Source organism: Mycolicibacterium mageritense (genome assembly GCF_010727475.1).
In the GTDB taxonomy this organism is placed as follows: domain Bacteria; phylum Actinomycetota; class Actinomycetes; order Mycobacteriales; family Mycobacteriaceae; genus Mycobacterium; species Mycobacterium mageritense.
In genome coordinates, this window is the sequence record NZ_AP022567.1 from 3878203 (window position 1) to 3904841 (window position 26639).

The window sequence follows — 26639 nt, forward strand, 5'->3', positions numbered from 1 at the left end:
CATGACTGACGCGGATTCTGACGCCGTCCGGGAGCTCCTGCGCGACTCGTTCACGCGGCTGATCGAACATGTCGACGATCTCACGGACGGGCTGACCGAAGAGGTGTCCCGCTACCGGCCGACCCCGCAGGCCAACAGCATCGCGTGGCTGATCTGGCACAGCGCGCGCTGCCAGGATCTGCAGCTGTGCGACATCGCCGGGGTCGAGCAGGTGTGGACGCGCGACGGGTGGATCGACCGTTTCGGTCTCGGCCTGCCCCCGGGTGACATCGGCTACGGCCACAGTCCCGAGGACGTCGCGAAGGTACATGCGCCTGCCGAGCTGCTGGCCGGCTACTACCGGGCCGTGCACAAGGTGACCTTGGAGTACATCGCCACGGTGACGCCGCAGGAGTTGAGCCGCGTCGTCGACACCAATTGGGATCCGCCGGTGACTGCCAGCGCGCGCCTGGTGAGCATCGTCGACGACTGCGCCCAGCACCTCGGGCAGGCTGCCTACCTGCGCGGCATCATCCCTTGATGATGCGGTGGTGGCCGCCGATCGGGCTGGCCGCCATGATGCTGCTCGGCGGGGTGGTCGGCGACGGCTCGACCGCGGTCGATGACTGGTTTCAGCGCCTCGGTGCGCGCATGGGCCAGTATCGCGGTGATTTCCTGGTGTTCAGCTATCCGCCGCTGGTGGCGCTGGTGCTGCTCGGCGTGCTGGTGGCAGTGGCACGGCGCAGACAGTGGTGGCTAATGGTGGCCGTTGCGGCGAGCCCGCCTCTGGCGATCGTCGTGGTTCAGGTGTGCAAGAGGATGTTCGGCCGCGAGAAGGGCGGCTCCCTGGCGTATCCGAGTGGGCACACCACGTTCCTGGTGGTGGTTATGGGCTTGCTCGTGGTGGCTGCGGGCGCCGCGGCATGGTCGCTGATCGCCGCGGTCAGCGTGAGCCTGCTCGGCATGTTCGGCCAGTCGGTCACCTATCACTACTTCACCGACACGGTCGGCGCGACGTTGTTGGCGACGGCGATGGTGTGCGTGGTGGCGCTCGTGGCGCGCGACGTCGCCGGCTCGGCGTCGGAAACTTCGCTGAGTGCGGATCCTGCGTCGCCGACCGTGGATTCTGAGACAAATCAGACCTGACGCCGCAATGCGTGTGTCGGTTGATCGACCGACACGTGCGGTGGTGGCGTCGGGATCGAACGATCAAGAACCCCATGACGATTGCTGAGATGTCACCGAATGGTCTGATTGCGTGGCACAAGACTTTTGTGCGGACAGGTGATTTCTGGCAAACGTCTCGGCCGCGGCGGAGCTGAGCTTACGGCAGCTTTGGGCACTTTGCGGCAATCGCAAAGATCCGACGAGTCATTGTGTTGGCAACGACTACCTGAGAAAAACCTGAGATAGCCCTTTCTTGGGCGTAATTTACTGCCCAGCTCTGGGAAACACCCAGGTGAGAGGGGATTTTTCGATGCAAATTCGTGTTCAGTGCGGCCTGACAGCCGGCATTGCGATCGTCGGAGCCAGCGTCATCGCGATCACGCCGATCGCATCGCCGGCAGTCATGCGGGCCGTCGACGCCGCGCCGGCATTGATGCGGAGTTTCGCCGGGTTGTCGCAGGCCGAGCTGATCGCGATGTCGGTGCAGCGTCTGGGGGAGCAGGTGCAGCAGGCGCCGTTCTTTCCGTTGGTTGCCGCGCTCGACGTCGCAGGGGGCGACAATGCGCGGTTGTACACCGCGATTCGGTCCGTGATCGATTCGCCTGTGTACGTTGCCGACCCGTTCATCGAAGCGGTGGCGAACACCGTGCCCACGTCGCTGGGTGGCGGATCCGACCACGAGACGACGACAACGGCGGGTGACGGCGCGATCATGCAGATCCGCAACGTCCAACTGCTCGGCCTGCGGGATTCCCTCGACGGGCTGTTCGCCGATGCGCTCGGCGTACCTGCCAGTACCGACGCGAACTACGCCTTCGACCTTTCCAACGGGGTCGCCGAGTCGGTCGAGCGGACCGCGCAAGGGGCCGTCCTCGCGCCGATCGGCCTCGTGGCCGTCGCACAAGCCATGGCGTCGGGCGATTCCGCTGCGCTCTACACGGCGATCCGGCAGTACATCGACGCACCGCTGTGGGCCGCCGACCCGGCCATCGACGGTCTGGCGACCGCGCTGCCGGCCTCGCTGGGCGGCGGCACCGATCACGATCCGACGACCCAGGCTCCGCAAGACGGCGCGCTGATGACGTTCCGCAACGAGACGCTGTGGGGAGCGACGCACAACACGCGGGTTGCCGTGGCCAATGTGCTTGGCGTCGATCTCGACGCGCAGGACAATCCCGAGCCCTCCACGACGCTCTCGGTCGAGCGCACGGTCGCTGCCGACGATGAGGCGACGAAGGACTCCGACAAGCCTGACGTCACCAACCTCAAACCGCACTTCACGACTCTCAACGCCCAGGTCAAGCAGGCCGGCGACAGGGCAGAGAAGCGGGCGAACAAGGTCAAGGCGAACGTGAACGAGGCACTGACCGGCGTGCGCGAGGCGGTCGAGAACGTGACCAAGAAGCTCACGCCGAAGAAGGCCGAACCGAAGGGGGACGACAGCGCCGAGAGCAACGGCGACGACAGCTGACGTTGCTCGAAATCGACGTAAGGGTCGTCACCGGACGCTGGTGACGACCCTTTCGTCGAACTCGAGGCGGCCAACCTGGCCGCACTTGACAGGTGTCAACCCCGGTGCGACGTGGGTCACAACGTGTGGTTAACATGGCCCCATGACTGCGACGCCCGAAGTTGAGTTGCCCGACTCCTTTGACGGGGCCGGCACCATTCACAACCCTGCGACCGGGGCCGTCGCCGGCCAGGTGCGCTGGACCGACCCGGCCGACGTACCGCGGATCGCGGCAAGCCTGCGGGAGGCACAAAAGGAGTGGGAGGCCCGCGGCGCGAAAGGTCGCGCCAAGGTGCTGGCCCGCTACGCGGTGTGGTTGGGCGATCACCGCGACGAGATCGAGAGGCTGCTGATCTCCGAGACCGGCAAGTCAGCCGTGGACGCCGCTCAGGAGGTGCCGCTGCTGATCATGATCCTGTCGTACTACATCAAGGTCGTCGACAAGGCCATGGCGCCCGAGCAGCGGCCGGCGTCTTTGCCGTTCCTGTCGGTCAAGAAGGTCGCGGTGCATTACCGGCCCCGCCCCGTGGTCGGCATCATCGCGCCGTGGAACTACCCCGTGGCCAACGCCATGATGGACGCCATCGGCGCGCTGGCCGCCGGTTGCGCGGTGCTGCTCAAGCCGTCCGAGCGCACCCCGCTGACCGCAGAGGTGCTGCTGCGCGGCTGGATCGACTCGGGCGCGCCCGACGTGCTGGCACTGGCCCAGGGGGCCCGCGAGGTCTCCGAGGCCGTCATCGACAACTCCGACTACATCCAGTTCACCGGATCCAGCGCGACCGGCGCCAAGGTCATGGAGCGCGCCGCCCGCCGGCTCACGCCCGTGAGCCTCGAGCTCGGCGGCAAGGATCCGATGATCGTGCTGGAGGATGCCGACGTCGAGCTGGCCGCCAACGCCGCGGTGTGGGGCGCGATGTTCAACGCCGGGCAGACCTGCGTTTCGGTCGAACGCGTCTACGTCCTCGAACCGGTCTACGACCAGTTCGTCGCGGCGACGGTCAAGGCGGTCGAGAACCTCAAGGTGGGTGCCGGTGAGGGCTACCACTTCGGTGCCCAAATCGACGACAGCCAGGTCGCGATCACCGAACGCCATGTCAACGACGCGATCGCGGCCGGCGCGAAGGCGTTGACGGGTGGCAAGCGCCCGGAGGGGCCGGGCAGCTTCTACCCGCCGACGGTTCTGGTCGACGTCGACCACTCGATGGCGTGCATGACCGAAGAGACATTCGGCCCCACGCTGCCGATCATGAAGGTGGCGACGGTGTCCGAAGCGATCCGGCTGGCCAACGACAGCCAGTACGGGCTGAGCGCATCCGTGTTCTCCAAGGACATCGAGCGGGCCAAAGCGGTTGCCCTGCAGCTGGATTGCGGCGCGGTCAACATCAACGACGTGATCTCCAACCTGATGTGCACGACGGCGCCGATGGGTGGCTGGAAGACCTCGGGTATCGGCGCGCGGTTCGGTGGGCTCGACGGCGTGCGCAAGTTCTGCAAGCAGGAGACCGTCGTCGCGCCGCGCACCAACGTCGGTGCCGGCGGCAACTACTACAACAACTCACACAAGGCGCTGGCCCGGATGAACAAGCTGATGACCAAGTTGGCGTTGGCCCGCCCGCGCCGCACGGCGAAGTAGCGGCGGAACAGCCCGCCATCCGGCGTTCATCCTGGCGTCACCTTCGCGTACGGCGCAGTCGATATTTTCGCCCGGTGACCCTGGACACCACTGGCTACTCCGTCCGTGACGACGATGACGACGACCCCGAGCTGCTGCTGCAACCCAGCGGCGAGGTCGTCGACACCTGGCGTGAGGGCTACCCGTACGACGAGCGCATGAAGCGCACCGACTACGAGGAGCAGAAGCGCCTGCTGCAGATCGAACTGCTCAAGCTGCAGAAGTGGAGCCAGAACAACGGGCACCGCCACGTCATCGTGTTCGAAGGGCGCGACGCCGCCGGCAAGGGCGGCACCATCAAGCGGTTCATGGAACATCTCAACCCGCGCGGGGCCCGCGTCGTCGCGCTGGAGAAGCCCACCGAGAAGGAACGCACCCAGTGGTATTTCCAGCGCTACGTCGAGCACCTGCCCGCGGCCGGTGAGCTCGTGTTGTTCGACCGGTCCTGGTACAACCGGGCGGGCGTCGAACGGGTGATGGGTTACTGCACCCCCAAGCAGCACGCCGAGTTCATCCGGCAGGCCCCGCTGTTCGAGCAGATGCTGGTCAACGACGGCATCAGCCTGACCAAGCTGTGGTTCTCGGTAACGCAGTCCGAGCAGCTCACCCGGTTCACGATCCGCCAGGTCGACCCGGTCCGGCAGTGGAAGCTGTCGCCCACCGACCTTGCGTCGTTGGACAAGTGGAACGACTACACCGCGGCCAAAGAAGAGATGTTCGCGTGGACGGACACCGAGATCGCGCCGTGGACCGTGGTCAAGAGCAACGACAAGAAGCGCGCCCGGATCAACGCGATGCGCTACGTGCTCGGTAAGTTCGAATACGACAACAAGGACCATGAGGTGGTCGGCCAGGCCGATCCGCTGATTGTGGGACGCGCGCTTTCGGACTGACATCCGGCCCGTCCCGGGGCAGGAGGACGGCGTGCGGTTTGTGATGGCGTCGTTCCTGTGGCTCTTGACGACGGCACTGCTGGCCGTCGCGGTACCCAGCGTTTGGGCGCAGAAGAACGTCATCGACCGTGACGGCTACACGGCGTTCGCCGCCGATGCCGCCAAGGATCCGCGGCTGCAGCAGGCCGTCGCGGGCGAGCTGACCACGCAGGTGCAGACGCTTGCGTCCCGCAACGGCACGGAGATCGACGCCGACCGGGTGCGGATGGCCGCCAACTTCTACACCGCCAGCGCGGCGTTTCCCGGGCAGTTCGCGAAGGCCAACGAGATCGCGCACACCTGGATGTTCACCGACCGGGTGTCGCGGGATTCCGAGGGCGCGTGGGTGATCGACCTCGGACCGATGCTGTCGGATTCGTCGTTTCAGCAGACCCTGGACCAGTTCAACATCGAACCGCCGCAGACCCTCACGGTGCCGATTGCGTCATCGGCTCCCGAAAGCCTGCAGCCCGGAAAGCTGCGCCCGGCAGCGGTTTGGGGACCATGGGTCAGTGTCGGGGCAGCGATCCTGGCCGGTGTCTTCGCCCTGTTGACGCTGGCCGCGGCCCGGGCGCGCGGCAAAGCCCTTGCCGCATTGGGTGTCTCGGCGCTGTTGGTGGGCGCGGCGGGCTGGGCCGGATTGGAGGTGGCACGGCGCCATCTCAACGACGCGCTCAACCACACCAGTGGCGACCTTCGCCAGATCGCCGACGTGATGGTCGGTCACGCGATCAGCGGCCTGCACCAGTGGCTCAACCTGACCCTGGCTGCCGGTGGCGGACTGGTGGTGTTCGGCGTGCTCGTCGCGATGCTGGGTGGGCTGCGGCGCAAAGCCCATTAGCACGACATGCGCGGTGCTTCGGACACATGGCGGTCTCACGACCACCGGTGTACGCCCTGGAAGCCTCCCGTCGAGGCAGAAAACAGCCCGTTGCCAAGCCACTGGGCGCCGATCATGTCGTTGTTCTGCTTCTCCCATACCTCCTGGCCGTTCACCACATCCAGACACCTCACCCGGTGCGTCGTTTCGCCTGCATCCACGAGTACGCGTTGACCGTCGTAGCCCTGCATCCAGGCGTGAATCTGATCCGGGAAGTCTGTTGAGATCGATAGGTACACGTTGGTGCCGGAGGTACCGCACTCCTGTGTGCTCAGCGACACGGAACGTTCCACGCGGTTGTCCAACAGAGCGAGAAAACACGTTGTACCGCTGCCGAATCCGACAACGTTAGCGGTTTGACTTGGCGATACGGTCCCCACCGACCACCGGATGGCGCCGCTGGCCGGATCGTAGGCACGCAAACCGCCCCTGGATGGGTTGAATGCCACGGGATAATACGTCCCGGACGAGGCGGTGAAGTTCTGGTCGTTGTCGATCAGCCTGAAGTCGTCGGTGGCGATCGAGGCTGTTTTCGTGCCGGTGAAGTCGTAGAAGTCGATCACCGAGGCGTTCGACAACGCAAAGCCGGCGGCGAATGCCATACCGCTGTCGACGACGGGAGCCTCGACGATCGTGCGACCGGAGTTCGCGTCGATGACCCGGCCCGGACCGCCCGTCACGGCGACGATGATGATCGCCTGGTCACCGTAGACGTCCACGCCGCCGTTGATACGGTTGTCGGCACGCCATGATTCACTGCCGTCGGACCGGTATCCGACCAGTTCCCCCTTGGTTGCGGCCACGAATCCGTCACCAGCGGAGTAAAGGTCCGCACCCGAAGTGCCGGCCACGATCTCGTGGTGTTTTTCGGCGCCGGTCGCAGTGTCGAAGAAGATCAACACTTCCTCGAGGCCGTTGCCGGTGGACAGGGCGCAACCGATGGTCGTGGACGCTCGATCGACGACGCAGTCGCCTTGATTGAATTTCTTGAGGTCGACATCAGCAGGCGATACCGGCTCCGACCACCGGGATGCGCCATTTGCCGCGTCCAGCGCCATGAGGCCGGTATCTTCCGTGCCGACCACTACGGTGTGGATATCTCCCCCGAGTAGGTGTGGCCACCCGTCTGTCCGGTAACTCCACTTCGGATCGCTGATTTGCTGCTGGAGCGACGCCATCTGGATATCGCGTGGTGGGCGTAGCGCGCCCAACGGTTCGGGAGCATCGGGTAGGGGCCCCGCCCGCAGCCTTGACCCGCTACTCGCCGAGCCATCGCCAGAGTTCAAGCGCCACAGCACGGTTCCCACTCCCGCCGCGGCGACTACGACCAGTGCAACTACCGCGAACACCAACCACTTCTTGTTGTTGCTCGGTGGTGGTTGGGGCGGCGGCACCTGACCGTGCCCCGAACTCATGACCGGTGGCCCACCGATTGGGAAGGGGTTGGCCGCGGGCGACTGACCGGCAAATTGGAATGGGCCAGGCGTTCCAGCCCCATACTGGCCACTTCCGAAAGGATCCCCCGGGATTGGGCCGCTGCTGCCGGTCGGTGGATAGCCGTGAGGCGGGTAGTTCATCGACTCCATCTCCCCGTATCAGAGTCGTCGGCCTGACGACCTTTCTGGACCCTACCGGAATTCAGAGACCGTTCTGCCTGCTGGTGGTTCAGGTAATCCCAGAGTCGCGAGCTGAGGATGTCACGCGTCGGTTCTGCCGGATTCCCGTGCGGTGCGAGCCAATACCTGCGGGCCGGTGGTCAGCGCCTTGCGCCAGGGCGCGACGCCGTCGACCTCGATTTCGATCGAGATGCTCAGCACGGTACGGATCAGCACGATCATCCCGAGCACGGCGGCATCGGTGAGTGATGGTGTGGCCGTGACGGTCTTGACGATGTCTGCCGCGACGAGTAGCTCCAGGCCCAGCAGAATCGCCCCGCCCAGTGAGTCCCGTAGCGTCTTGAAGGCGCGGCTTCCGTCGCCCGTGCGCCGCCACGCACGGATGGCGAGGACGAATGCGAACAGGAATCCGAGCACCATCGACAGCACGCCCAGCACTTCGAACGCCGTCGTCGCCTGTTCGAAGAACTCCGCTACGCGCACGTCAGCGGTCCCTTCCGAGCCAATCGGCCGCAGCCTCGTGGTGGATGGACCATCGCGCTGACCGGATCTCGGGCTGCAGGCCGATACCGGCTACGGCTTCTTCGAGTGCCTTGTCATCGCGGACGTCGGCGGACAGCTCGGCGCGCAGCCGGATCTCGTCGGGCGCGGCACCGACCGTGGAGAGCATCGATTTCAGCGTCAGCTCAGGTCTGGCGACCGTGCGCAGAATCAACGCCCGGGCCTGGGCTTCGGCGGCGGCCCCGCACGTGACGTCGAGCGCGTAGTCGGCGGGCGAGACTTCACGGCCGGTGCGGGATTTGACGCGGTCCATTCGCCGGCCCACGGAGTGCAGTAGACCGTTGGCCGCGACGATGATCGCCGCAGCCGCCACGGCTTCCCGCCACAACCACGCGCCGGCGAGCGCGCCGACGGCGGCCGTCGCCCACAGCGTCGCGGCGGTGTTCAACCCGGTCACCGACATGCCCTGCTTCATGATCACACCCGCACCGAGAAAGCCGATCCCCGAGACGATTTGCGCTGCCACACGCGTGGGGTCGCTGCCCTCGAACGCGTAGGCCCCGAGGATCAGGAACAGCGCGGAACCCATGCTGACCAGTGCCATGGTCTGCAGCCCCGCCAATCGAGACCGCCACTGGCGCTCCATCCCGATCGCGATGCCGAGCAGCGTCGCGAATCCGACCCGGCCCAGCAGCTCGAGAGCAGGCATGGAAGACATGCATGAAGTGTGCCCCGGTGGGACTGCTACCGAGGGCGCCGACACGCACAGTCACGGCTCGATGACGTGTGACGGGTCGGGCCTGCGGTCCGGCGGCGCCTGGCTGTAGTCGCCCCATGGACCGTCGCGGTGCTCGATGGCCGCGCGCACGCCCTCGTCGGCGGCGGTGTCGATGAACCGCAACGCATCCGGGGTGTTGCGCATCAAGCCGTCGAGGATGCCGCCAAGAGTCTGGGTGGAGGCCAGACCCATGTTCTCGTATGCCTGGTTGACCACCAGTTTCTGGGCCTGCAACTGTGCCAACGGGATCCGGGCCAGCTTGCCTGCGATCTCGGCGACCCGGCTTTCCAGCCGGTCGAACGGAACCGACTCGTTGATCAATTCGATTGCGGCTGCTTCCTTTCCGGTCAGCGGTTCACCGGTCAGCGAGTGCCATTTCGCCTTCGCCAGGCTCAGCCGGTACAGCCACATCCCGGTGAGGTACGCGCCCCACATGCGGGCATACGGCGTGCCGATCACGGCGTCGTCGCTCGCGATCACGATGTCGGCGCACAGCGCGTAGTCACTCGCGCCGCCGACGCACCAGCCGTGCACCTGGGCGATCACGGGTTTGGAGGCGCGCCAGATCGCCATGAATTTCTGTGTCGGACCGGTCTCGCGGGAGCTGACCATGGCGAAGTCCTTGCCAGGATCCCATCGCCCGTCGGTGTTCATCGCCTCGCCCCAGTGCTGGAAGCCCCCACCGAAGTCGTAACCGCCTGAAAATGACCGGCCCGCACCCCGCAACACGATCACCTTGATCTCCGGATCGCGCTCGGCCAGGCCGATCGCCTGCTCGATCTCGTCGGGCATGGGCGGGACGATGGTGTTGAGCTGCTCCGGGCGGTTCAGTGTGATGGTCGCGACCGGGGGAGCGGTCCGGTACAGCAGGGTCTCGAACTCGTGGGCCATGGGAGCAGTCGAGCGACTGTGCCCCGGGAAGTCAAGAGTCGTCGTGGCGCTGACGGAAGTTCTGCAGGCTCAGCGCGATGCGGACGTCGGCGGGTTCTTCGGCCTTCAGGGTCGACTGGGTGATGGCCAGCGCGATCAAGATGTCCGCGGCGGTGACGAACAACCCGGCCCAGTACATCCATTTCAGGGTCGGGTCAGGCTGCGCGGCAAAGTAGACGACCAGGAAGATCGGCCCGACGATGCCGCACACCAGCGTCATCGCCTGAATGGCGAGGTATCGCCGCAACACCGCCATGGGAGACATCGGCGTCAGGATAGCGCCGGAGTGGCACCGTACGCACCCGGCGCGACGGGCTCAACCGGCCAGCATCCGCCACAGGAACTCATAGGTCAGCGCTCCCTTGAACGCGGCCTGGGCATTGTCGGCCGCACCGCCGTGCCCGCCCTCGATGTTCTCGTAGTAGTACACCCGGTGCCCGGCCTCCTCGAGAGCCGCGGTCATCTTGCGCGCATGTCCCGGGTGGACCCGGTCGTCGCGCGTCGACGTCGTGATCAGAATCGGCGGGTAGCGGCGGTCCGGCGAAATGTTCTGGTATGGCGAGTATTTCGAGATGAACTCCCAGTCCTCGGGGACATCGGGATCGCCGTACTCCGCCATCCACGATGCGCCGGCAAGCAGCAGGTGATACCGCTTCATGTCCAGCAGGGGCACGCTGCACACCAGGGCGCCGAACAGTTCCGGGTACTGCGTGAGCATGACGCCCATCAACAACCCGCCGTTGCTGCCGCCGGCCGCGGCGAGTTGCTCGACGGTGGTGATGCCGCGCCGTACCAGATCGGCCGCCACTGCGGCGAAATCCTCGTACACCAGGTGGCGGTTCTCCCGCATCGCCTGCGTATGCCACCGGGGACCGTACTCACCGCCGCCGCGAATGTTGGCCAGCACGTACGTGCCGCCGCGGGTGAGCCATTCACGACCGATCCCGCCCGCGTAGCCGGGCGTCATGGAGCTCTGGAAGCCGCCGTAGCCGTAAAGGTAGGTCGGGGCCGGCTCGTCCTTCTGGCCCACCACGAAGTACGGGATCGCGGTGCCGTCCTTGGAGGTCGCGAAATTCTGTGTGACGGTGATGCCCTCGGCGTCGAAGAACGATGGCGCCGACTTGACCTGCTGCAGCGCGCCGCCGGCCGTCCCGTACAGCAGCCGCGAGGGCGTGGTGAAACCGCTTGAGTCGTAGAACACTTCGTCGCCGTAAGGATCGACGGCGGCCACCACGGTTTCGTCGGACGCCGGAATATCCGGCGCGTCCCGCCGTTCCCACGTGCCCGGCGTGACGATCTCGACGTGGCTGGCGACGTCGCGCCGCGTGACGAGGATCAGCTTGTCCTTCGTCCAGTCGATGCTGTACAGGCAGCTGTGCTCGTCGGGTTCGTATACGACCGTGAGATCGCGTGAGCCGGAAAGGAAATCGTCGAAATTGGTGGCGATCAGACTGCCCGCGGGATATGTCACGTCGCCCACCTGCCAGTCGCTTCGCGGCGAGATCAGCAGCCATTCGTGATGCGTCGACGTCGTGGCGTCGGTCGGGACATCGATGTAGATGAGCTCGTCGCCGCGGGCCTCATACCGCAGCAGGTTGTAGAAGTCGGTGGCGCGGGCGAATCGCGTGTGTTCGTAACCGGGCGTGCGGTCGACCGTCGCGGCGACCTGGACATCCGTGGGCTCCGCGGTGAACACGGTCTCGGCATTTTCGAGGGGCTCACCCCGCCGCCAGCGCTTCGCGATGCGCGGATACCCGGACTCCGTCATCGACCCTTCGCCGAAGTCGGTGCACACCAGCAGCGTGTCCTCGTCCTCCCAGGACACCGACGACTTGGCTTCCGGCAGCTCGAACCCTCCTTCGACGAACTGCTTTGTCCGCATGTCGAATTCGCGAACCACCGTGGCATCGGCGCCGCCGCGGGACAGGCTGATCATCGCGAGCGTGTGCTCGGGTTCGATGACGGTCGGCCCGGCCCACACCCAGTTCTCGTCCTCGTCACGCGCCAGCTGGTCGACGTCGATCACGACCTCCCAGTCCGGGTTGTCACTGCGGTAGCTCTCCCGCGTGGTGCGCCGCCACAGGCCGCGCGGGTTGGCCTCGTCGCGCCAGAAGTTGTACAGGTAGGCGCCGCGAATCCCCACGTACGGAATCCGCTCGTCGGTGTCGAGGATCTCCAGCAGCTCGGCGCGGGTCCGCTCGAACCGCTCGCCGCCGAGCTCCGCGACCGTCGCGTCGTTGTGTTTACGCACCCAGTCCAGGGCGTCGTCGCCGGTGACGTCTTCGAGCCAGAGATACGGGTCATCTACCACCCGACCATTGTGGCCGCGGGCGTAGTGTGAGCTGTGTTACACCGCTCACGAGGAGTCGAACATGCCTGTCTTTTCGCGTCCGGGTTCCGCCGACGCCCTGATGTCATTTGAGTCCCGCTACGCCAACTACATCGGTGGGGAGTGGGTCGCACCGGCCGAGGGCCGCTACTTCGAGAATCCGACACCGGTCACCGGCCAGGTGTTCTGTGAGATCCCCCGGTCGAGCGAGGCCGACGTGGAGAAGGCGCTCGACGCCGCCCACGCTGCCGCGCCCGCGTGGGGCAAGACGGCGCCGGCCGAGCGGGCCAACATCCTCAACAAGATCGCCGACCGCATCGAGGCCAACCTCGAGTCGATCGCCCTGGCCGAGTCGTGGGACAACGGCAAGCCGATCCGCGAGACGCTCAACGCCGACATCCCCTTGGCTATCGACCACTTCCGCTATTTCGCCGGGGCGATCCGCGCCCAGGAAGGCTCGCTGAGCGAGATCGACGACGACACCGTCGCCTACCACTTCCACGAGCCGCTCGGTGTCGTCGGGCAGATCATCCCGTGGAACTTCCCGATCCTGATGGCCACCTGGAAGCTCGCGCCCGCGTTGGCGGCCGGCAACGCCGTGGTGCTCAAACCCGCCGAGCAGACCCCGGCGTCGGTGTTGTACCTGTTCAGCCTGATCGGTGACCTGCTGCCGGCCGGTGTGGTCAACATCGTCAACGGGTTCGGTGTGGAGGCCGGTAAGCCGCTGGCGTCGAGCAACCGGATCGCCAAGATCGCGTTCACGGGTGAGACCACCACGGGCCGGCTCATCATGCAGTACGCGTCGCAGAACCTGATCCCGGTCACGCTGGAACTGGGCGGAAAGTCGCCGAACATCTTCTTCAACGACGTGATGGCCGCGGGCGACGACTTCCAGGACAAGGCCTTGGAGGGCTTCACGATGTTCGCGCTGAATCAGGGTGAGGTGTGCACGTGCCCGTCGCGCAGCCTGATCCAGGCCGACATCTACGACGAGTTCCTGGAGTTGGCGGCGATCCGTACCAAGGCCGTGCGTCAGGGTGATCCGCTGGACACCGAGACCATGATCGGGTCGCAGGCCTCCAACGACCAGTTCGAGAAGATCCTGTCCTACATCGAGATCGGCAAGAGTGAAGGTGCGCGCGTGGTCACCGGTGGCGAGCGCGCCGACCTCGGCGGCGACCTTTCGGGCGGGTTCTACGTGCAGCCGACGGTGTTCGAGGGCAACAACAAGATGCGGATCTTCCAGGAGGAGATCTTCGGCCCGGTCGTCGCGGTGACGTCGTTCACCGATTACGACGATGCGATCTCGATCGCCAACGACACGCTCTACGGCCTGGGTGCGGGGGTGTGGAGCCGCGACGGCAACACCGCCTACCGCGCCGGTCGCGACATCAAGGCCGGCCGGGTGTGGACCAACTGCTACCACGCCTACCCGGCGCATGCGGCGTTCGGTGGTTACAAGCAGTCCGGCATCGGCCGGGAGAATCACAAGATGATGCTCGACCACTACCAGCAGACCAAGAACCTGTTGGTCAGCTACAGCAACAAGGCCCAGGGGTTCTTCTGACCATGACAAGTCGTGCGCTCATCACCGCCGCCGCGGCCGACCTGCTGGCAAAACTGCAGGAACGCCACGGCGCGTTGATGTTTCACCAGTCCGGCGGCTGCTGCGACGGATCGTCACCGATGTGCTACCCGGACGGCGATTTCATCGTCGGGGACCGCGACATCCTGCTGGGTGTGCTCGACGTCGGGTCGGGGGTTCCCGTGTGGATCTCCGGGCCGCAGTTCGAGGCGTGGAAGCACACGCAGTTGGTGATCGACGTCGTGCCCGGCCGAGGGGGCGGCTTCAGCCTGGAGGCGCCGGAAGGCATGCGGTTCTTGTCCCGCGGGCGCGCGTTCACCGACGCCGAGAACGACGAGCTGGCCGCCGAGGAGCCGATCACCGGGGCTCGCTACGCCGCGGGGGTGCGTCCTTCCGACATCGGAAGCCACATCGTCGCCGAGGCCGCCGACGCGTGCCCCATCCCGGGTCGCTAGGCGGCCGCTCAGCCGCCGTTGCCGAGCTGTTCGACCCGATCGCCCGGTAGAAACCCAGAGCCGCCCACTAGGGTAGGGGCGTGACCCACTTTGACGTCGTCGTTATCGGAGCCGGTCCCGGTGGATACGTCGCGGCCATCCGTGCCGCCCAACTGGGGCTGAACACTGCCATCATCGAGCCCAAGTACTGGGGCGGAGTGTGCCTCAACGTCGGGTGTATCCCGTCCAAGGCGCTGCTGCGCAACGCGGAACTCGCGCACATCTTCAACAAGGAAGCCAAGACGTTCGGCATCAGCGGTGAGGCCAGCTTCGACTACGGCGCGGCGTTCGACCGCAGCCGCAAGGTCGCCGAGGGCCGGGTCGCGGGTGTGCACTTCCTGATGAAGAAGAACAAGATCACCGAGATCCACGGCTACGGCAGGTTCACCGGCCCCAACAGCCTCGACGTCGAGCTCAACGACGGCGGCACCGAGAAGGTCGAGTTCTCTCATGCGATCATCGCGACCGGGTCGTCGACCCGCCTGGTGCCTGGCACGTCGCTGTCCGACAACGTGGTCACCTACGAGACCCAGATCATGTCGCGGGATCTGCCCTCCTCGATCATCATCGCCGGCGCGGGCGCCATCGGTATGGAGTTCGCCTACGTGCTGAAGAACTACGGCGTCGACGTCACCATCGTCGAGTTCCTGCCGCGGGCCCTGCCCAACGAGGACGCCGAGGTCTCCAAGGAGATCGAGAAGCAGTACAAGAAGCTGGGCGTCAAGATCCTCACCGGCACCAAGGTCGAGGCAATCTCAGATGACGGCTCGGTGGTCAAGGTCACCGTCAGCAAGGACGGCAAGACCGAGGAGCTCAAGGCCGACAAGGTGCTGCAGGCCATCGGGTTTGCCCCGAATGTCGAAGGCTTCGGCCTGGAGAAGGCCGGCGTGGCGCTGACCGACCGCAAGGCCATCGGCATCGACGACTACATGCGCACCAACGTGCCGCACATCTACGCGATCGGTGACGTCACCGGCAAGCTGCAGCTCGCCCACGTGGCCGAGGCCCAGGGTGTCGTCGCGGCCGAAACCATCGGTGGTGCAGAGACTTTGGCGCTCGGTGACTACCGGATGATGCCGCGCGCCACGTTCTGCCAGCCGCAGGTCGCCAGCTTCGGGCTGACCGAGCAGCAGGCCCGCGACGAGGGTTACGACGTCGTCGTCGCGAAGTTCCCGTTCACCGCCAACGGCAAGGCGCACGGCCTGGCCGACCCGACCGGGTTCGTCAAACTGATCGCCGACAAGAAGCACCTGGAGTTGCTCGGTGGTCACCTGATCGGACCCGACGTGTCCGAACTGCTGCCCGAGCTGACCCTGGCGCAGAAGTGGGATCTGACCGCGAACGAGCTGGCCCGCAACGTGCACACGCACCCGACACTGTCGGAGGCGCTGCAGGAGTGCTTCCACGGGCTGACCGGCCACATGATCAACTTTTGAGAAACGAAATCGTCGCCGGCATCGGCGGGTTGGTGATCGGTCACATCCTGTGGCTGCTCGCCATGTCCATCGCGACCGACAGCGGGCGGGTCAACCAATGGGTGCTGGTGGTCGCCGCCCTGTCGCTGCTGGGCGGCATCGCGGGTGGCGTGCTGGGCTGGCGCAAGTACAAGGACAAGTCCTATGCGTGGGCCGCGCTGCTGTGGTTCCTGCCCGTGTCGCCCGTGCTGTTCTCGCTTGCCGTGCTGGGCGTGACGTACCTCTAGCCGCTAGTCCGGGAAGTCCAGCGGCATGCGCAGCGTCGTCATGGTCGCCGCGAGCGCATCGTATTGCCCTGCCAGCATGCAGAATTCGATGAGCTGGGGCTTGTCGAGGATCGCCGACAGTGCGGCCCATGTCTCGGAGGAGATCGACCGCGTGACGACGAACTCGTCGGTCGCGGTGATCAGCACACGCTGCCGCGCGGTCAGGCCCTCTGCGTCGGGGCCTTCGAAGATGCGGGCCTGGGTCTTCTCGTCGACACCGCGACTGCGCGCCAGGCGCCGGTGTTGCTGCAGCTCGTACTCGCAGTCGCGCAGGTGGCCGACCCGCAGGATCACGAGTTCGGCGTCCTTGCGCGGCAGCTTGCCGAGCGGCCCGAGCAGCAGCCCGGAGAACGGCAGCCAGGCCAGGAACAGCAGCTTGTGCTGGCCCAGCACGTTGAACAGGGTGAATCGGGGTGCCCGGATGGCCCGCGCGCCCAGCTTGGCGATGGCCCAGTTGATCGGACCCAGTTCGCGGAATCCGCCCGGTGCGATGCGGGGCGGCTCAAGTGCGCTCACCTTGCCGAGTCTGACACAGCCGCCGTCGTCACGACTTCCGCACCAGATACGGCGACACCGTGGACCGGTGTTCGTCGAGATCGAGCGCGCGGCCCAGCGCGGGGAATGCGCGTTGCGGGCAGTTGTCCCGTTCGCACACGCGGCACCCGGATCCGATGGGCGTGGTGACCTCGCCCGAGAGGTCGAGGCCTTCTGAGTAGACCAGCCGATGCGCGTGGCGCAGTTCGCAACCGAGCCCGATCGCGAACGTCTTGCCCGGCTGCCCGTACCGGGAGGCGCGCCGCTCGACGGTGCGCGCCACCCACATGTAGTTGCGGCCGTCGGGCATCTGGGCGATCTGCACGAGGATCTTGCCCGGGTTGCCGAACGTCTCGTAGACGTTCCACAGCGGGCACGTGCCGCCCGACGATGAGAAGTGAAAACCGGTGGCGGACTGACGCTTTGACATGTTGCCCGCCCGGTCGACGCGGACGAAGGAGAACGGCACACCGCGTAGCCCGGGCCGCTGCAGCGTCGAGAGCCGGTGGCCGATGGTCTCGTAGCTCACCGAGTAGAACGCCGAAAGCCGCTCCACGTCGTAGCGGAAGTTCTCCGCGACGTCATGGAATTGGCGATAGGGGAGCACCGTGGCGGCCGCGAAGTAATTGGCCAGGCCGAGCCGGGCCAGCGTGCGCGACTCGTCGCTGGTGAACATGCCCTCGTCGACCATCTTGTCGATGAGGTCGCCGAATTCCAGATAGCCCAGCTCGGCGGCCATCTTGAACACCTGCTGCCCGCGGGAGAGATGATTGCCCATCTCCAGGGTCTTGGTGGACGGGTCGTAACGGTGCAGCACGGTGTCGCCCAGGTCGATACGCCGGACGATGTGGACGCCGTGCACGGTGGTAAGCCGGTTGCTCAGCTCGCCGGCCAGATCTCCGCGGTGCATGCGGATCTTCGCGGTGAGATCCTCGGCGGCGGTGTCGAGCTCGTGCAGATAGTTCTGCCGCTGGTAGAAGTAGTCGCGCACCTCCTCGTGGGGCATGGTGATCGACCCGCTGCCGCTGCCGTCGGAGTAGCGGTCCTCGGTCGCCGCGGCCAGCTGCGTGGTGGTGAGCCGGTAGCGCCGGTGCAGGTTCACCATCGCGCGCGCGATGGTCGGATAGGCCGCGACCATGTCGGCGACCTCGTTGAGGTCGACCTCGACCCCGAGGTCGCGATCCATCGTGACCTCGCGCATCTCGGCGACCAGCCGGGTGTCGTCGTGGGATGCGAAGAACGTGGCGTCGACGCCGAACACCTCGGTGATGCGCAGCAGCACCGCGACGGTCAGTGGGCGCACGTCGTGTTCGATCTGGTTGAGATAGCTCGGTGAGATCTCGAGCATCTGTGCGAGTGCGGCCTGGCTGAAGCCGCGCTCACTTCGCAGCTGGCGCACCCGCGACCCGACAAAGGTTTTTGCCACGTCAACAAGGCTAACAACGCTGCAAAGGGTGCCTTCGCATTCTTGGCAGAACGGTCGTTGGGGCGGTATCGCGGTGCCTGGCATGATCGGCCTAGGCAACCGATTGGGGAGTTCGAAAATGACGGGTACCGCAGGCAAGCCGACGACCGGACTGGGTAAGACGATGATGCCGGTACCCGATCCGCATCCTGATGTGTTCGATCGTGAATGGCCGCTCCGGGTCGGGGACATCGACCGGGTGGGCCGGTTGCGGTTCGACGCGGCGTGCCGCCACATCCAGGACATCGGATCCGATCAGCTGCGCGAGATGGGCTTCGAGGAGACGCACCCGCTGTGGATCGTGCGCCGCACCATGATCGACCTGATCCGGCCCATCGAATTCCAGGACATGCTGCGGATGCGGCGGTGGTGTTCGGGTACCTCCAACCGGTGGTGCGAGATGCGGGTGCGTATCGACGGCCGGAAAGGCGGCCTCATGGAATCCGAGGCGTTCTGGATCAACATCAACCGCGAGACCCAGGGCCCGGCGCGCATCTCCGACGACTTCCTGGAAGGGTTGCGGCGCACCACGGACGAAGCCCGACTGCGCTGGAAGCCGTACCTGAAGGGCGGCAGCCGAGAGGACGCCGTCGAGATCCGGGAGTATCCGGTGCGGGTGACAGACATCGACCTGTTCGACCACATGAACAACTCGGTGTACTGGACGGTCATCGAGGACTACCTGTTCTCGCATCCCGAACTCCTGGAGAAGCCGCTGCGGGTGGCCATCGAACACGACGCCGCGGTGGCGCTCGGCGAGAAACTCGAGATCCTCTCGCACGTCCATCCGGCCGGATCGACCGACAAATTCGGTGAAGACCTCACCGACCGGACTGTTAGAACGCTCACATATGCGGTCGGCGACGAGACGAAAGCCGTCGCAGCGCTGTTCCCGCTCTGATCCCGACAGGTTTAACAGTACGGGCGTACTGACCTGCGCAAACCTGTTACCAGTCGGTAGCTTCTGAACCGGTACAGCCATCATGTTTCTTCGCAAACTTTGCAAGTTAACGTTGCCGTTTGGCGAAACTTGGCAACTGAAACGGGTGGACCTGCGGATATGGGTTGTGCCATCTTCGGATTAGCACACCAGTGAAGCTGCTGCGGCGTTAACAAGTAACGAGCGGCGGTGAACGAAACCGAAGGAGCAGTCCTATGTCGACCGTGGGCACCCCCAAGTCACCGGAGCAGATCCAGCACGACTGGGATCACAACCCCCGCTGGAAGGGCATCACCCGTACCTACACCCCGGCCGACGTGGTGGCGCTGCAGGGATCCGTCGTCGAGGAGGCCACCCTGGCCCGCCGCGGCGCCGAGGTGCTGTGGGAGCAGCTGCACGACATGGACTTCGTCAACGCGCTGGGCGCGCTGACCGGCAACATGGCCGTCCAGCAGGTCCGCGCGGGCCTCAAGGCCATCTACCTGTCGGGTTGGCAGGTCGCCGGTGACGCCAACCTGTCCGGCCACACCTACCCCGACCAGAGCCTCTACCCGGCCAACTCGGTGCCGCAGGTGGTCCGCCGCATCAACAACGCGCTGCTGCGCGCCGACGAGATCGCCAAGGTCGAAGGCGACACCTCGGTCGAGAACTGGCTCGCCCCGATCGTCGCCGACGGTGAGGCCGGCTTCGGTGGCGCGCTCAACGTCTACGAGCTGCAGAAGGCCATGATCGCCGCCGGTGTCGCCGGCTCGCACTGGGAAGACCAGCTGGCCTCGGAGAAGAAGTGCGGCCACCTCGGTGGCAAGGTGCTGATCCCCACCCAGCAGCACATCCGCACCCTGACCTCGGCCCGTCTGGCCGCGGACGTCGCGGACGTCCCGACCGTCGTCATCGCGCGCACCGACGCCGAGGCCGCGACCCTGATCACCTCCGATGTCGACGAGCGGGACCGCCCGTTCATCACCGGTGAGCGCACCTCCGAGGGCTTCTACCGGATCAAGAACGGTCTCGAGCCCTGCATCGCCCGCGCCAAGGCCTACGCGCCGTACTCGGACCTGATCTGGATGGAGACCGGCACGCCGGACCTGGAGCTGGCCAAGAAGTTCGCCGAGGGCGTCAAGGCCGAGTTCCCGGACCAGATGCTGGCCTACAACTGCTCGCCGTCCTTCAACTGGAAGAAGCACCTGGACGACGACACCATCGCCAAGTTCCAGCGTGAGCTGGGCGCGATGGGCTTCAAGTTCCAGTTCATCACGCTGGCCGGCTTCCACGCCCTCAACTACTCGATGTTCGACCTGGCCCACGGCTACGCCCGCGAGCAGATGAAGGCCTACGTCGAACTGCAGGAGCGCGAGTTCGCCGCCGAGGAGCGCGGTTACACCGCCACCAAGCATCAGCGTGAGGTCGGCGCCGGCTACTTCGACCGGATCGCCACCACGGTTGACCCCAACAGCTCGACCACCGCGCTGGCCGGTTCCACCGAAGAGGGTCAGTTCCACTAAGGCCTTCGACCGACACAGGTTGACAGCGCAGGCCCCGCTCAGAATTCTTGGGCGGGGCCTGTCGCGTATCCGTATTGAGAAAGTGAAGTCGTGAGCAATCAAATTGAACGAGTAGGCGTAATCGGTGCCGGCCAGATGGGCGCGGGTATCGCCGAGGTGTCCGCGCGTGCCGGCGTCGACGTCCTGGTGTTCGAGACCACGGACGCTCTGGTGACCGCGGGGCGCAACCGCATCACCAAGTCCCTTGAGCGTGCGGTGAGCGCAGGCAAGGTGACCGAGCGCGAGAAGGACGCCGCGCTGGCCAAGTTGAAGTTCACCACGGCACTGTCGGATCTGGCGGACCGCCAGCTCGTCATCGAAGCTGTCATCGAGGACGAAGCCGTCAAGAGCAAGATCTTCTCGGAACTCGATCAGGTCATCACCGACCCCGACGCGGTGCTCGCGTCGAACACGTCGAGCATCCCGATCATGAAAATCGCAGCAGCTACCCAGAACCCTCACAGGGTGCTCGGTCTGCACTTCTTCAACCCGGTGCCCGTGCTCCCGCTGGTCGAGCTGGTCAGCACCCTGGTGACCAGCGATTCCGCGGTCAGCCGCACCGAGGAATTCGCCGGTACCGTGCTCGGCAAGCAGGTCGTGCGGTGCTCGGACCGATCGGGGTTCGTGGTCAACGCGTTGCTGGTTCCGTACCTGCTCGCAGCGATCCGGATGGTCGAAGGCGGCTTCGCGACCATCGAGGACGTCGACAAGGCTGTCGTGGCCGGCCTATCTCATCCAATGGGACCGCTGCGGCTGTCGGATCTGGTGGGTCTGGACACCCTAAAGCTAATCGCGGACAAGATGTTTGATGAGTTCAAAGAACCGCTCTACGCAGCACCGCCGCTGTTGTTGCGCATGGTGGAGGCGGGGCAGCTGGGCAAAAAGTCGGGTCAGGGCTTCTACAGCTACTGATCCGACCCGCGCTGGCACTCCGGCCAAGGCTTAGCTACTCTACCCACAGTAGGGCCTGCTGGCTCGGTATTGAGTCTGCGCGGCATCCCGCGCCGGCCCGGCCGATCGTCGTCAGTAGAAGAAAACGCAAAGAGGTAATTGTTTCGCATGTCTAACGTCGAGTCCGAACTGGCGCCGTACTACGAAGAATCTCAGTCCATCTACGACATCTCCAACGAGTTCTTCGCACTTTTCCTGGGCCCGACCATGGGTTACACCTGTGGTTACTACGAGCGCGAGGACATGACCCTCGACGAGTCGCAGAACGCCAAGTTCGACCTGGCGCTGGGCAAGCTGGACCTCAAGCCGGGCATGACCCTGCTCGACATCGGTTGTGGTTGGGGCGGTGCGCTCGAGCGCGCGGTCACCAAATTTGACGTCAACGTCATCGGGATCACGCTCAGCAAGGCCCAATCCGAATGGGCCCGTGAGCGATTGGCGAAGATCGACACCAACCGCACCGTCGACATCCGGCTGCAGGGCTGGGAGGAATTCAACGAGCCCGTCGACCGCATCGTGTCGATCGGCGCGTTCGAGGCCTTCAAGGCCGAGCGTTACCCGATCTTCTTCGAGCGGGCCTACAGCATCCTGCCGGAGAACGGTGGCCGGATGCTGCTGCACACGATCCTGGCGCACACCCAGCAGTTCTTCCGCGAGAACGGCATCAAGCTGACCATCAGCGACCTGAAGTTCATGAAGTTCATCGGCGAGGAGATCTTCCCCGGTGGGCAGCTGCCCGCGGTCGAGGACATCGAGAAGCTCGCCGACGACTCGGGCTTCAAGTTGGAGCGCATCCACCTGCTGCAGCCGCACTACGCGCGGACGCTGGACATGTGGGCGGCCAACCTCGAGGCGGCCAAGGACGAGGCCATTGCCATGCAGGGCCAGGAGGTCTACGACCGGTACATGAAGTACCTGACCGGTTGCGCCGACTTCTTCCGCCGCGGCATCACCAACATCGGCCAGTTCACTTTGGTGAAATAGCTTCGCCCGCCGAGGCTACGGTTCTTGGCGCGATTTCTCCGATTTCGCGTCACAAACCGTAGCCTCGGCGCTTTTAGGGGGAGTAGCCCGCCCGACGGAGCGCAGCCCACGCCCGGCTGACAATCTCGGGCTGCCGGTATTTCAGTTGCCGAGCGCTCACCCGCACGATGGTCCAGCCGCGTGCGGCCAGAAATTCCAGTCGGACGATGTCATTCTCGTGGTCCTCCGGACTCGTCCAGTGCTGCTCGCCGTCGTATTCGACACCGACCGTCCACTCGGCCCACCCCATGTCGATCCGCCGACACACCCGTCCCCACGCGTCGGTGACCGGTATCTGCGTGACGGGTCGGGGGAGCCCTGCGCGGACGAGTAGCAGCCGCAGCCGGGTTTCCTGCGGGGATTCGGCTCCCGCATCGGCAAGGGCGAGCGCCGTGCGCAACCGCCGGATGCCCCTCGCGCCGGGGTAGCGATCGGTGACGGCCATGACGTCGGCCACGCCCACGTGGGTGGCATTGAGCAGCGCATCGATCCGAATGATCGCGGTGTCGAGCGGTTGGCGCCGCCCGATGTCGTAGCAGGTGCGGGCGACGTTGGTGCAGGTCATGTGGTCGACGACGGCGATCTCGTCGTCGGCGATGGCGCCGGTGTGAATCAGAATTCCGGGCGGTGACGGATGGCGGATGCGGGCGAGTTCAGCCGGCGCGTCGGAGGGGAGCCAGCGGCTGCCGAGCGCCGCCGCCGCGGAGTATCCGGCTAGCGTGGCCGTGCGTCCTGACCACAGCCACGCGGCCTTCGCGCGGCTGTCCGCGTTTAGCGTGAAATCCTTTGGTATGTAGACGTTCTGATGAAGTTTGCGGTAACCGGTCCGAAGCGCATACCGGGTAACCTCGCCGGCCGCCAGCGCCTCGGTCGCCACAACGATGTCCCCCACACGATGTTCGACGCGCCGGGCTGAAGTTCGGTTCCCGACGCGCCGACACTACGGTTTGTGGCGGGAAATCACCGAAATCGCAACACAAACCGTAGTGTCGGCGCACTCGGCGAGAAATCAGGCCGACGCCAGTCGCTGCTTCTCCGCTTCGATGTCGAAATCCGCCGGCGGCCAAGACATGTCGAGACCCTTGAGGGCTTCGATGAGGAGCTCGGTGATGGCGAGCCGGCTGTACCACTTCTTGTCGCACGGCACTATGTGCCACGGTGCGTAGTCGGTCGACGTGCGGTCCAGCATGACCTGATAGGCCTCCTGGTACTTGGGCCACAGCAGCCGTTCGTCGATGTCGGCCGGGTTGTACTTCCAGTATTTGTCGGGCCGCTCCAGCCGCTCGGCCAGCCGCTTCTTCTGCTCGTCGAGGGAGACGAACATCGCGACCTTCACGAGCGTCGTCCCGGCGTCGACGAGTTCGCGTTCGAACGCGTTGATCTCGTCGTAGCGCGGTTCCCACACGTCGGGCGGCACGAGGTTGTGCACCCGGACGATCAGCACGTCCTCGTAGTGCGAGCGGTCGAACACGCCGATGTGCCCGGCAGGCGGCAGCGCGTTGCGGATCCGCCACAGGTAATGGTGGGCGCGCTCCTCCTCGGTGGGCTTGCCGAAGCTCGTGTACCGGATGCCTTGCGGATTCGCGGCTCCGACAACGTGTTTGACTATGCCGCCCTTGCCGGCGGTGTCCATGCCCTGCAGCACGAGCAGCACCGAGCGGGTGTCGTCCCCGCTGCGTGAGCCGGCATAGAGCATCTCCTGCAGCTCGGCGAACCGTTCGTTGCGTTCGGCCTGCAGGGCCGGGGCGTCGGACTTGGAGCCGCGGAACCCCGGGGTGCGGTTGGTCTTGATGTCCGCGACCTTGTCCCCGGGCTTGAACTCCAGATGCGTGTGCGGCTCGTGCGTCCAGAGGGACGGCAGGTCGTTCTGATCAGACACCTGGCTAGTCAAGCAGCTGTGGTGGCAAAACCGGGGATGGGTGGGGCTGCGAGTTGAACTTTTCCAGCGACCCGCCGACCTCGACGATGCCGCACAGGGCGTTCCACGACAACATGGTGAGGTAGTCGATCAACTCGTCGGCGCTCATCCGCGGGTTCGACATCCACGAGTGGGTCGCGAGCTGCACGCCGCCGACGGTGTGGAACGCCCACGCCTCCGCGCCCCGGGTGTCCATGCCTGCCTCGGCCATGCGCCTGCGCAACATCACCGCCAGCATGCGGGCGATGATCTGCTCGGAGTCGGCGACTGCCTTGCTTTTGCTGGCCGAGTTGTTGGCCATCACGAACCGGTATGGCTCGGGCTCGGCGGCCACGGTCTGGACATAGACCTTGATGATCTCGCGGGTCAGGTCGAAGCCGTCGAGGTTGGACGACAGCGCCGCGGCCATGTTCGGGATGAGCGTCGTCTGGGCGAACCGCATCATCACCGCGGTGGTGAGGTCGTTCTTGTCGACGAAGTACCGGTACAGCACGGTTTTGGAGACGCCGATCTCGGCGGCGATCTCGTCCATGCTGACGTTGCTGCCCCGGTGGCGGATCGCCTCCAGGGTGCCGTCTACCAGCTCATTACGACGCTCCACCTTGTGCTGGTGCCAGCGCCGCTTCCGTCCATCGGTCTTCACCGTGACCGTCGGAGTCTGCTGTGCCACTATCGCAGTAATCCCATTCCCTAGTCCCAATTGATAGTACGGCGAAATACCGGGTGCTGACCCGTGGGTGGCGCGCCGAAGTGGCGGCGTTGTGGATGATGGTTACGTGGCACATAGATCCGACGCCGGTTTGCGTGCGTTGCCTGCCTCGCGGGGCAGCATCGCCGAGACGCTGGCAGGCGCCGATCCGGCCGCCGACGCCGAGCGTCGCCGTGGTTTGCGGCGGATGAAGGCCGTGGCGCTCGGCTTCCTCGTCGGCGCCACCGTGGTGTTCCTGGCGTGTACCTGGGCGCAGTCCCAGGGTGCCGCGGCGTGGGTGGGTTACGTCCGGACGGCCGCCGAGGCAGGCATGGTCGGCGCGCTGGCGGACTGGTTCGCGGTGACGGCGCTGTTCCGGCATCCGCTGGGTCTGCCGATCCCGCACACCGCGATCATCAAGCGCAAGAAGGATCAGCTGGGCGAGGGCCTGGGCACCTTCGTGCGGGAGAACTTCATGTCGCCGCAGGTGGTGGAGACCAAGCTGCGCGACGCCCAGGTGGCGGGCCGGCTGGGCAAATGGCTCTCGGACCGTTCGCACGCCGAGCGGGTGGCCGCCGAGGCGGCGACCGTGCTGCGCGTCGGTGTGGAGATGCTGCGCGACGAGGATGTCCAGCACGTGCTGGACCGCATGATCGTCAAGCGGGTCGCCGAGCCCAAGTGGGGTCCGCCGATCGGGCGGGTGCTGGCGACTCTGCTGGCCGAGGGCAGGCAGGAAGCGCTGCTGCAGCTGCTGTGCGACAGGGCATTCCAGTGGTCGCTCAATGCCGGTGAGGTGATCGAGCGCGTCATCGAACGGGACTCGCCGACGTGGTCGCCGCGCTGGGTCGACCATCTGGTGGGCGACCGGATCCATCGGGAGCTGGTCGACTTCACCGACAAGGTCCGGCGTAACCCCGACCATGAGCTGCGCCGCTCGGCGACCCGGTTCCTGTTCGAGTTCGCCGACGATCTGCAGCACGACGACGCGACGATTCAGCGTGCCGAGAACGTCAAGGAACAGATCATGGCCCGCGACGAGGTGGCCCGCGCTGCCGAGACGGCGTGGAGCGCGGCCAAGAAGATCGTGCTCGAGTCAGTCGACGATCCGTCGTCGGCGCTTCGCACGCGGATCGCCGACTCGGTGATGCGGATCGGGGAGTCCATGCGCGACGACGCCGAGCTGCGCGACAAGGTCGACAACTGGATTGTGCGGGGCGCAAAACACCTGGTTGCGCAGTATGGGACGGAGATCACAGCGATCATCACGGAGACGATCGAGCGCTGGGATGCCGAGGAAGCGAGCCGGCGGATCGAGCTCCACGTAGGCCGTGACCTGCAGTTTATTCGCATCAACGGTACTGTGGTGGGCGCGCTGGCCGGTCTGGTGATCTACACGGTGGCCCAGCTGTTGTTCTGAAGGTGCTAGCAGAGCGCTTGCAATAGCTAGCACTCGGTCTTACCGTGG

The 26639-nt window shown here is 65.6% G+C and carries 26 protein-coding genes; 15 read left to right on the forward strand and 11 right to left on the reverse strand.

What is annotated here, in order from left to right; all coding sequences use genetic code 11:
- Position 1: 1 nt before the first annotated feature.
- From G6N67_RS18635 to G6N67_RS18660, 6 genes are all read left to right on the forward strand, one after another.
- A complete protein-coding gene (locus G6N67_RS18635) occupies positions 2-520 on the forward strand; it encodes a mycothiol transferase (RefSeq protein ID WP_036429661.1) in 519 nt (172 codons plus the stop codon).
- Complete coding sequence (locus G6N67_RS18640) at positions 520-1125, forward strand: phosphatase PAP2 family protein (RefSeq protein ID WP_229481790.1); 606 nt, start codon at positions 520-522, stop codon at positions 1123-1125. The genes G6N67_RS18635 and G6N67_RS18640 overlap by 1 nt, the downstream gene beginning before the upstream one ends.
- A 331-nt stretch (positions 1126-1456) precedes the next feature.
- Positions 1457-2617, forward strand: coding sequence for a hypothetical protein (locus G6N67_RS18645; RefSeq protein ID WP_036429660.1), 1161 nt, complete (start codon positions 1457-1459; stop codon positions 2615-2617).
- A gap of 142 nt (positions 2618-2759) precedes the next feature.
- On the forward strand, positions 2760-4289 hold the full coding sequence (locus tag G6N67_RS18650) for an aldehyde dehydrogenase family protein (RefSeq protein ID WP_036429659.1): 1530 nt from the start codon (positions 2760-2762) through the stop codon (positions 4287-4289).
- Positions 4290-4363: 74 nt separating this feature from the next.
- The gene (gene ppk2, locus G6N67_RS18655) at positions 4364-5221 is read left to right on the forward strand and encodes a polyphosphate kinase 2 (RefSeq protein ID WP_036429658.1); all 858 of its coding nucleotides are present in this window, start codon (positions 4364-4366) and stop codon (positions 5219-5221) included.
- 31 nt (positions 5222-5252) lie between these two features.
- The gene (locus G6N67_RS18660; RefSeq protein ID WP_036429657.1) at positions 5253-6101 is read left to right on the forward strand and encodes a hypothetical protein; all 849 of its coding nucleotides are present in this window, start codon (positions 5253-5255) and stop codon (positions 6099-6101) included.
- A 35-nt stretch (positions 6102-6136) separates the two neighbouring features.
- Here the strand turns inward: G6N67_RS18660 and G6N67_RS18665 are convergent, their stop codons facing one another.
- From G6N67_RS18665 to G6N67_RS18690, 6 genes are all read right to left on the reverse strand, one after another.
- Positions 6137-7726, reverse strand: coding sequence for a BamB-related PQQ repeat family beta-propellar protein (locus tag G6N67_RS18665; RefSeq protein ID WP_081812432.1), 1590 nt, complete (start codon positions 7724-7726; stop codon positions 6137-6139).
- A gap of 111 nt (positions 7727-7837) precedes the next feature.
- Positions 7838-8239, reverse strand: a complete 402-nt coding sequence (locus tag G6N67_RS18670; RefSeq protein WP_036429654.1) for a DUF1622 domain-containing protein — start codon at positions 8237-8239, stop codon at positions 7838-7840.
- Between the two features lies 1 nt (position 8240).
- The gene (locus G6N67_RS18675; RefSeq protein WP_036434650.1) at positions 8241-8966 is read right to left on the reverse strand and encodes an MgtC/SapB family protein; all 726 of its coding nucleotides are present in this window, start codon (positions 8964-8966) and stop codon (positions 8241-8243) included.
- Positions 8967-9026: 60 nt separating this feature from the next.
- Complete coding sequence (locus G6N67_RS18680) at positions 9027-9926, reverse strand: crotonase/enoyl-CoA hydratase family protein (protein WP_036429653.1); 900 nt, start codon at positions 9924-9926, stop codon at positions 9027-9029.
- A gap of 31 nt (positions 9927-9957) precedes the next feature.
- Positions 9958-10221, reverse strand: a complete 264-nt coding sequence (locus tag G6N67_RS18685; protein ID WP_051578511.1) for a hypothetical protein — start codon at positions 10219-10221, stop codon at positions 9958-9960.
- 60 nt (positions 10222-10281) lie between these two features.
- On the reverse strand, positions 10282-12276 hold the full coding sequence (locus tag G6N67_RS18690; RefSeq protein WP_036429652.1) for a prolyl oligopeptidase family serine peptidase: 1995 nt from the start codon (positions 12274-12276) through the stop codon (positions 10282-10284).
- Positions 12277-12337: 61 nt separating this feature from the next.
- Here G6N67_RS18690 and adh point away from each other — a divergent pair, with 61 nt between their 5' ends.
- From adh to G6N67_RS18710, 4 genes are all read left to right on the forward strand, one after another.
- On the forward strand, positions 12338-13861 hold the full coding sequence (gene adh / locus G6N67_RS18695) for an aldehyde dehydrogenase (RefSeq protein ID WP_163642231.1): 1524 nt from the start codon (positions 12338-12340) through the stop codon (positions 13859-13861).
- A 2-nt stretch (positions 13862-13863) separates the two neighbouring features.
- The gene (locus G6N67_RS18700) at positions 13864-14334 is read left to right on the forward strand and encodes a DUF779 domain-containing protein (RefSeq protein WP_081812431.1); all 471 of its coding nucleotides are present in this window, start codon (positions 13864-13866) and stop codon (positions 14332-14334) included.
- 80 nt (positions 14335-14414) lie between these two features.
- Positions 14415-15809 (forward strand): dihydrolipoyl dehydrogenase, encoded by a 1395-nt coding sequence (lpdA, locus tag G6N67_RS18705; protein WP_036429650.1) that lies wholly within the window; start codon positions 14415-14417, stop codon positions 15807-15809.
- Entirely contained in the window at positions 15806-16075 is a 270-nt protein-coding gene (locus G6N67_RS18710; protein ID WP_036429649.1) for a hypothetical protein, read from the forward strand. The genes lpdA and G6N67_RS18710 overlap by 4 nt, the downstream gene beginning before the upstream one ends.
- 3 nt (positions 16076-16078) lie before the next feature.
- Here G6N67_RS18710 and G6N67_RS18715 read toward each other — a convergent pair whose 3' ends face one another.
- Both G6N67_RS18715 and ramB read right to left on the reverse strand, forming a co-directional pair.
- Entirely contained in the window at positions 16079-16630 is a 552-nt protein-coding gene (locus tag G6N67_RS18715) for a carboxymuconolactone decarboxylase family protein (protein WP_036429648.1), read from the reverse strand.
- A 28-nt stretch (positions 16631-16658) separates the two neighbouring features.
- Positions 16659-18074 carry an acetate metabolism transcriptional regulator RamB gene (gene ramB / locus G6N67_RS18720; RefSeq protein WP_036429647.1) on the reverse strand — a complete coding sequence of 472 codons (1416 nt, stop codon included), beginning with the start codon at positions 18072-18074 and terminating at the stop codon, positions 16659-16661.
- Between the two features lie 118 nt (positions 18075-18192).
- Here ramB and G6N67_RS18725 point away from each other — a divergent pair, with 118 nt between their 5' ends.
- The 4 genes from G6N67_RS18725 (at position 18193) to G6N67_RS18740 (ending at position 22529) form a co-directional block, all read left to right on the forward strand.
- Positions 18193-19014: an acyl-[acyl-carrier-protein] thioesterase gene (locus G6N67_RS18725; RefSeq protein WP_036429646.1), complete on the forward strand. Its 822-nt coding sequence runs from the start codon at positions 18193-18195 to the stop codon at positions 19012-19014.
- Between the two features lie 254 nt (positions 19015-19268).
- On the forward strand, positions 19269-20555 hold the full coding sequence (gene aceA / locus G6N67_RS18730) for an isocitrate lyase (RefSeq protein ID WP_036429645.1): 1287 nt from the start codon (positions 19269-19271) through the stop codon (positions 20553-20555).
- Between the two features lie 90 nt (positions 20556-20645).
- Positions 20646-21506, forward strand: a complete 861-nt coding sequence (locus G6N67_RS18735) for a 3-hydroxybutyryl-CoA dehydrogenase (RefSeq protein WP_036429642.1) — start codon at positions 20646-20648, stop codon at positions 21504-21506.
- 147 nt (positions 21507-21653) lie between these two features.
- Positions 21654-22529 (forward strand): cyclopropane mycolic acid synthase family methyltransferase, encoded by an 876-nt coding sequence (locus G6N67_RS18740; RefSeq protein WP_036429641.1) that lies wholly within the window; start codon positions 21654-21656, stop codon positions 22527-22529.
- A gap of 73 nt (positions 22530-22602) precedes the next feature.
- Here the strand turns inward: G6N67_RS18740 and G6N67_RS18745 are convergent, their stop codons facing one another.
- The 3 genes from G6N67_RS18745 to G6N67_RS18755 all read right to left on the reverse strand — a co-directional run bounded on the left by G6N67_RS18745 (position 22603) and on the right by G6N67_RS18755 (position 25156).
- Positions 22603-23460: an endonuclease domain-containing protein gene (locus G6N67_RS18745; RefSeq protein ID WP_036429640.1), complete on the reverse strand. Its 858-nt coding sequence runs from the start codon at positions 23458-23460 to the stop codon at positions 22603-22605.
- A 117-nt stretch (positions 23461-23577) separates the two neighbouring features.
- Complete coding sequence (locus G6N67_RS18750; protein ID WP_036429638.1) at positions 23578-24447, reverse strand: polyphosphate kinase 2 family protein; 870 nt, start codon at positions 24445-24447, stop codon at positions 23578-23580.
- A 4-nt stretch (positions 24448-24451) separates the two neighbouring features.
- Positions 24452-25156, reverse strand: coding sequence for a TetR/AcrR family transcriptional regulator (locus G6N67_RS18755; RefSeq protein WP_036429636.1), 705 nt, complete (start codon positions 25154-25156; stop codon positions 24452-24454).
- A 106-nt stretch (positions 25157-25262) separates the two neighbouring features.
- Here G6N67_RS18755 and G6N67_RS18760 point away from each other — a divergent pair, with 106 nt between their 5' ends.
- Positions 25263-26591, forward strand: a complete 1329-nt coding sequence (locus G6N67_RS18760) for a DUF445 domain-containing protein (RefSeq protein WP_036434642.1) — start codon at positions 25263-25265, stop codon at positions 26589-26591.
- Positions 26592-26639 lie beyond the last annotated feature (48 nt).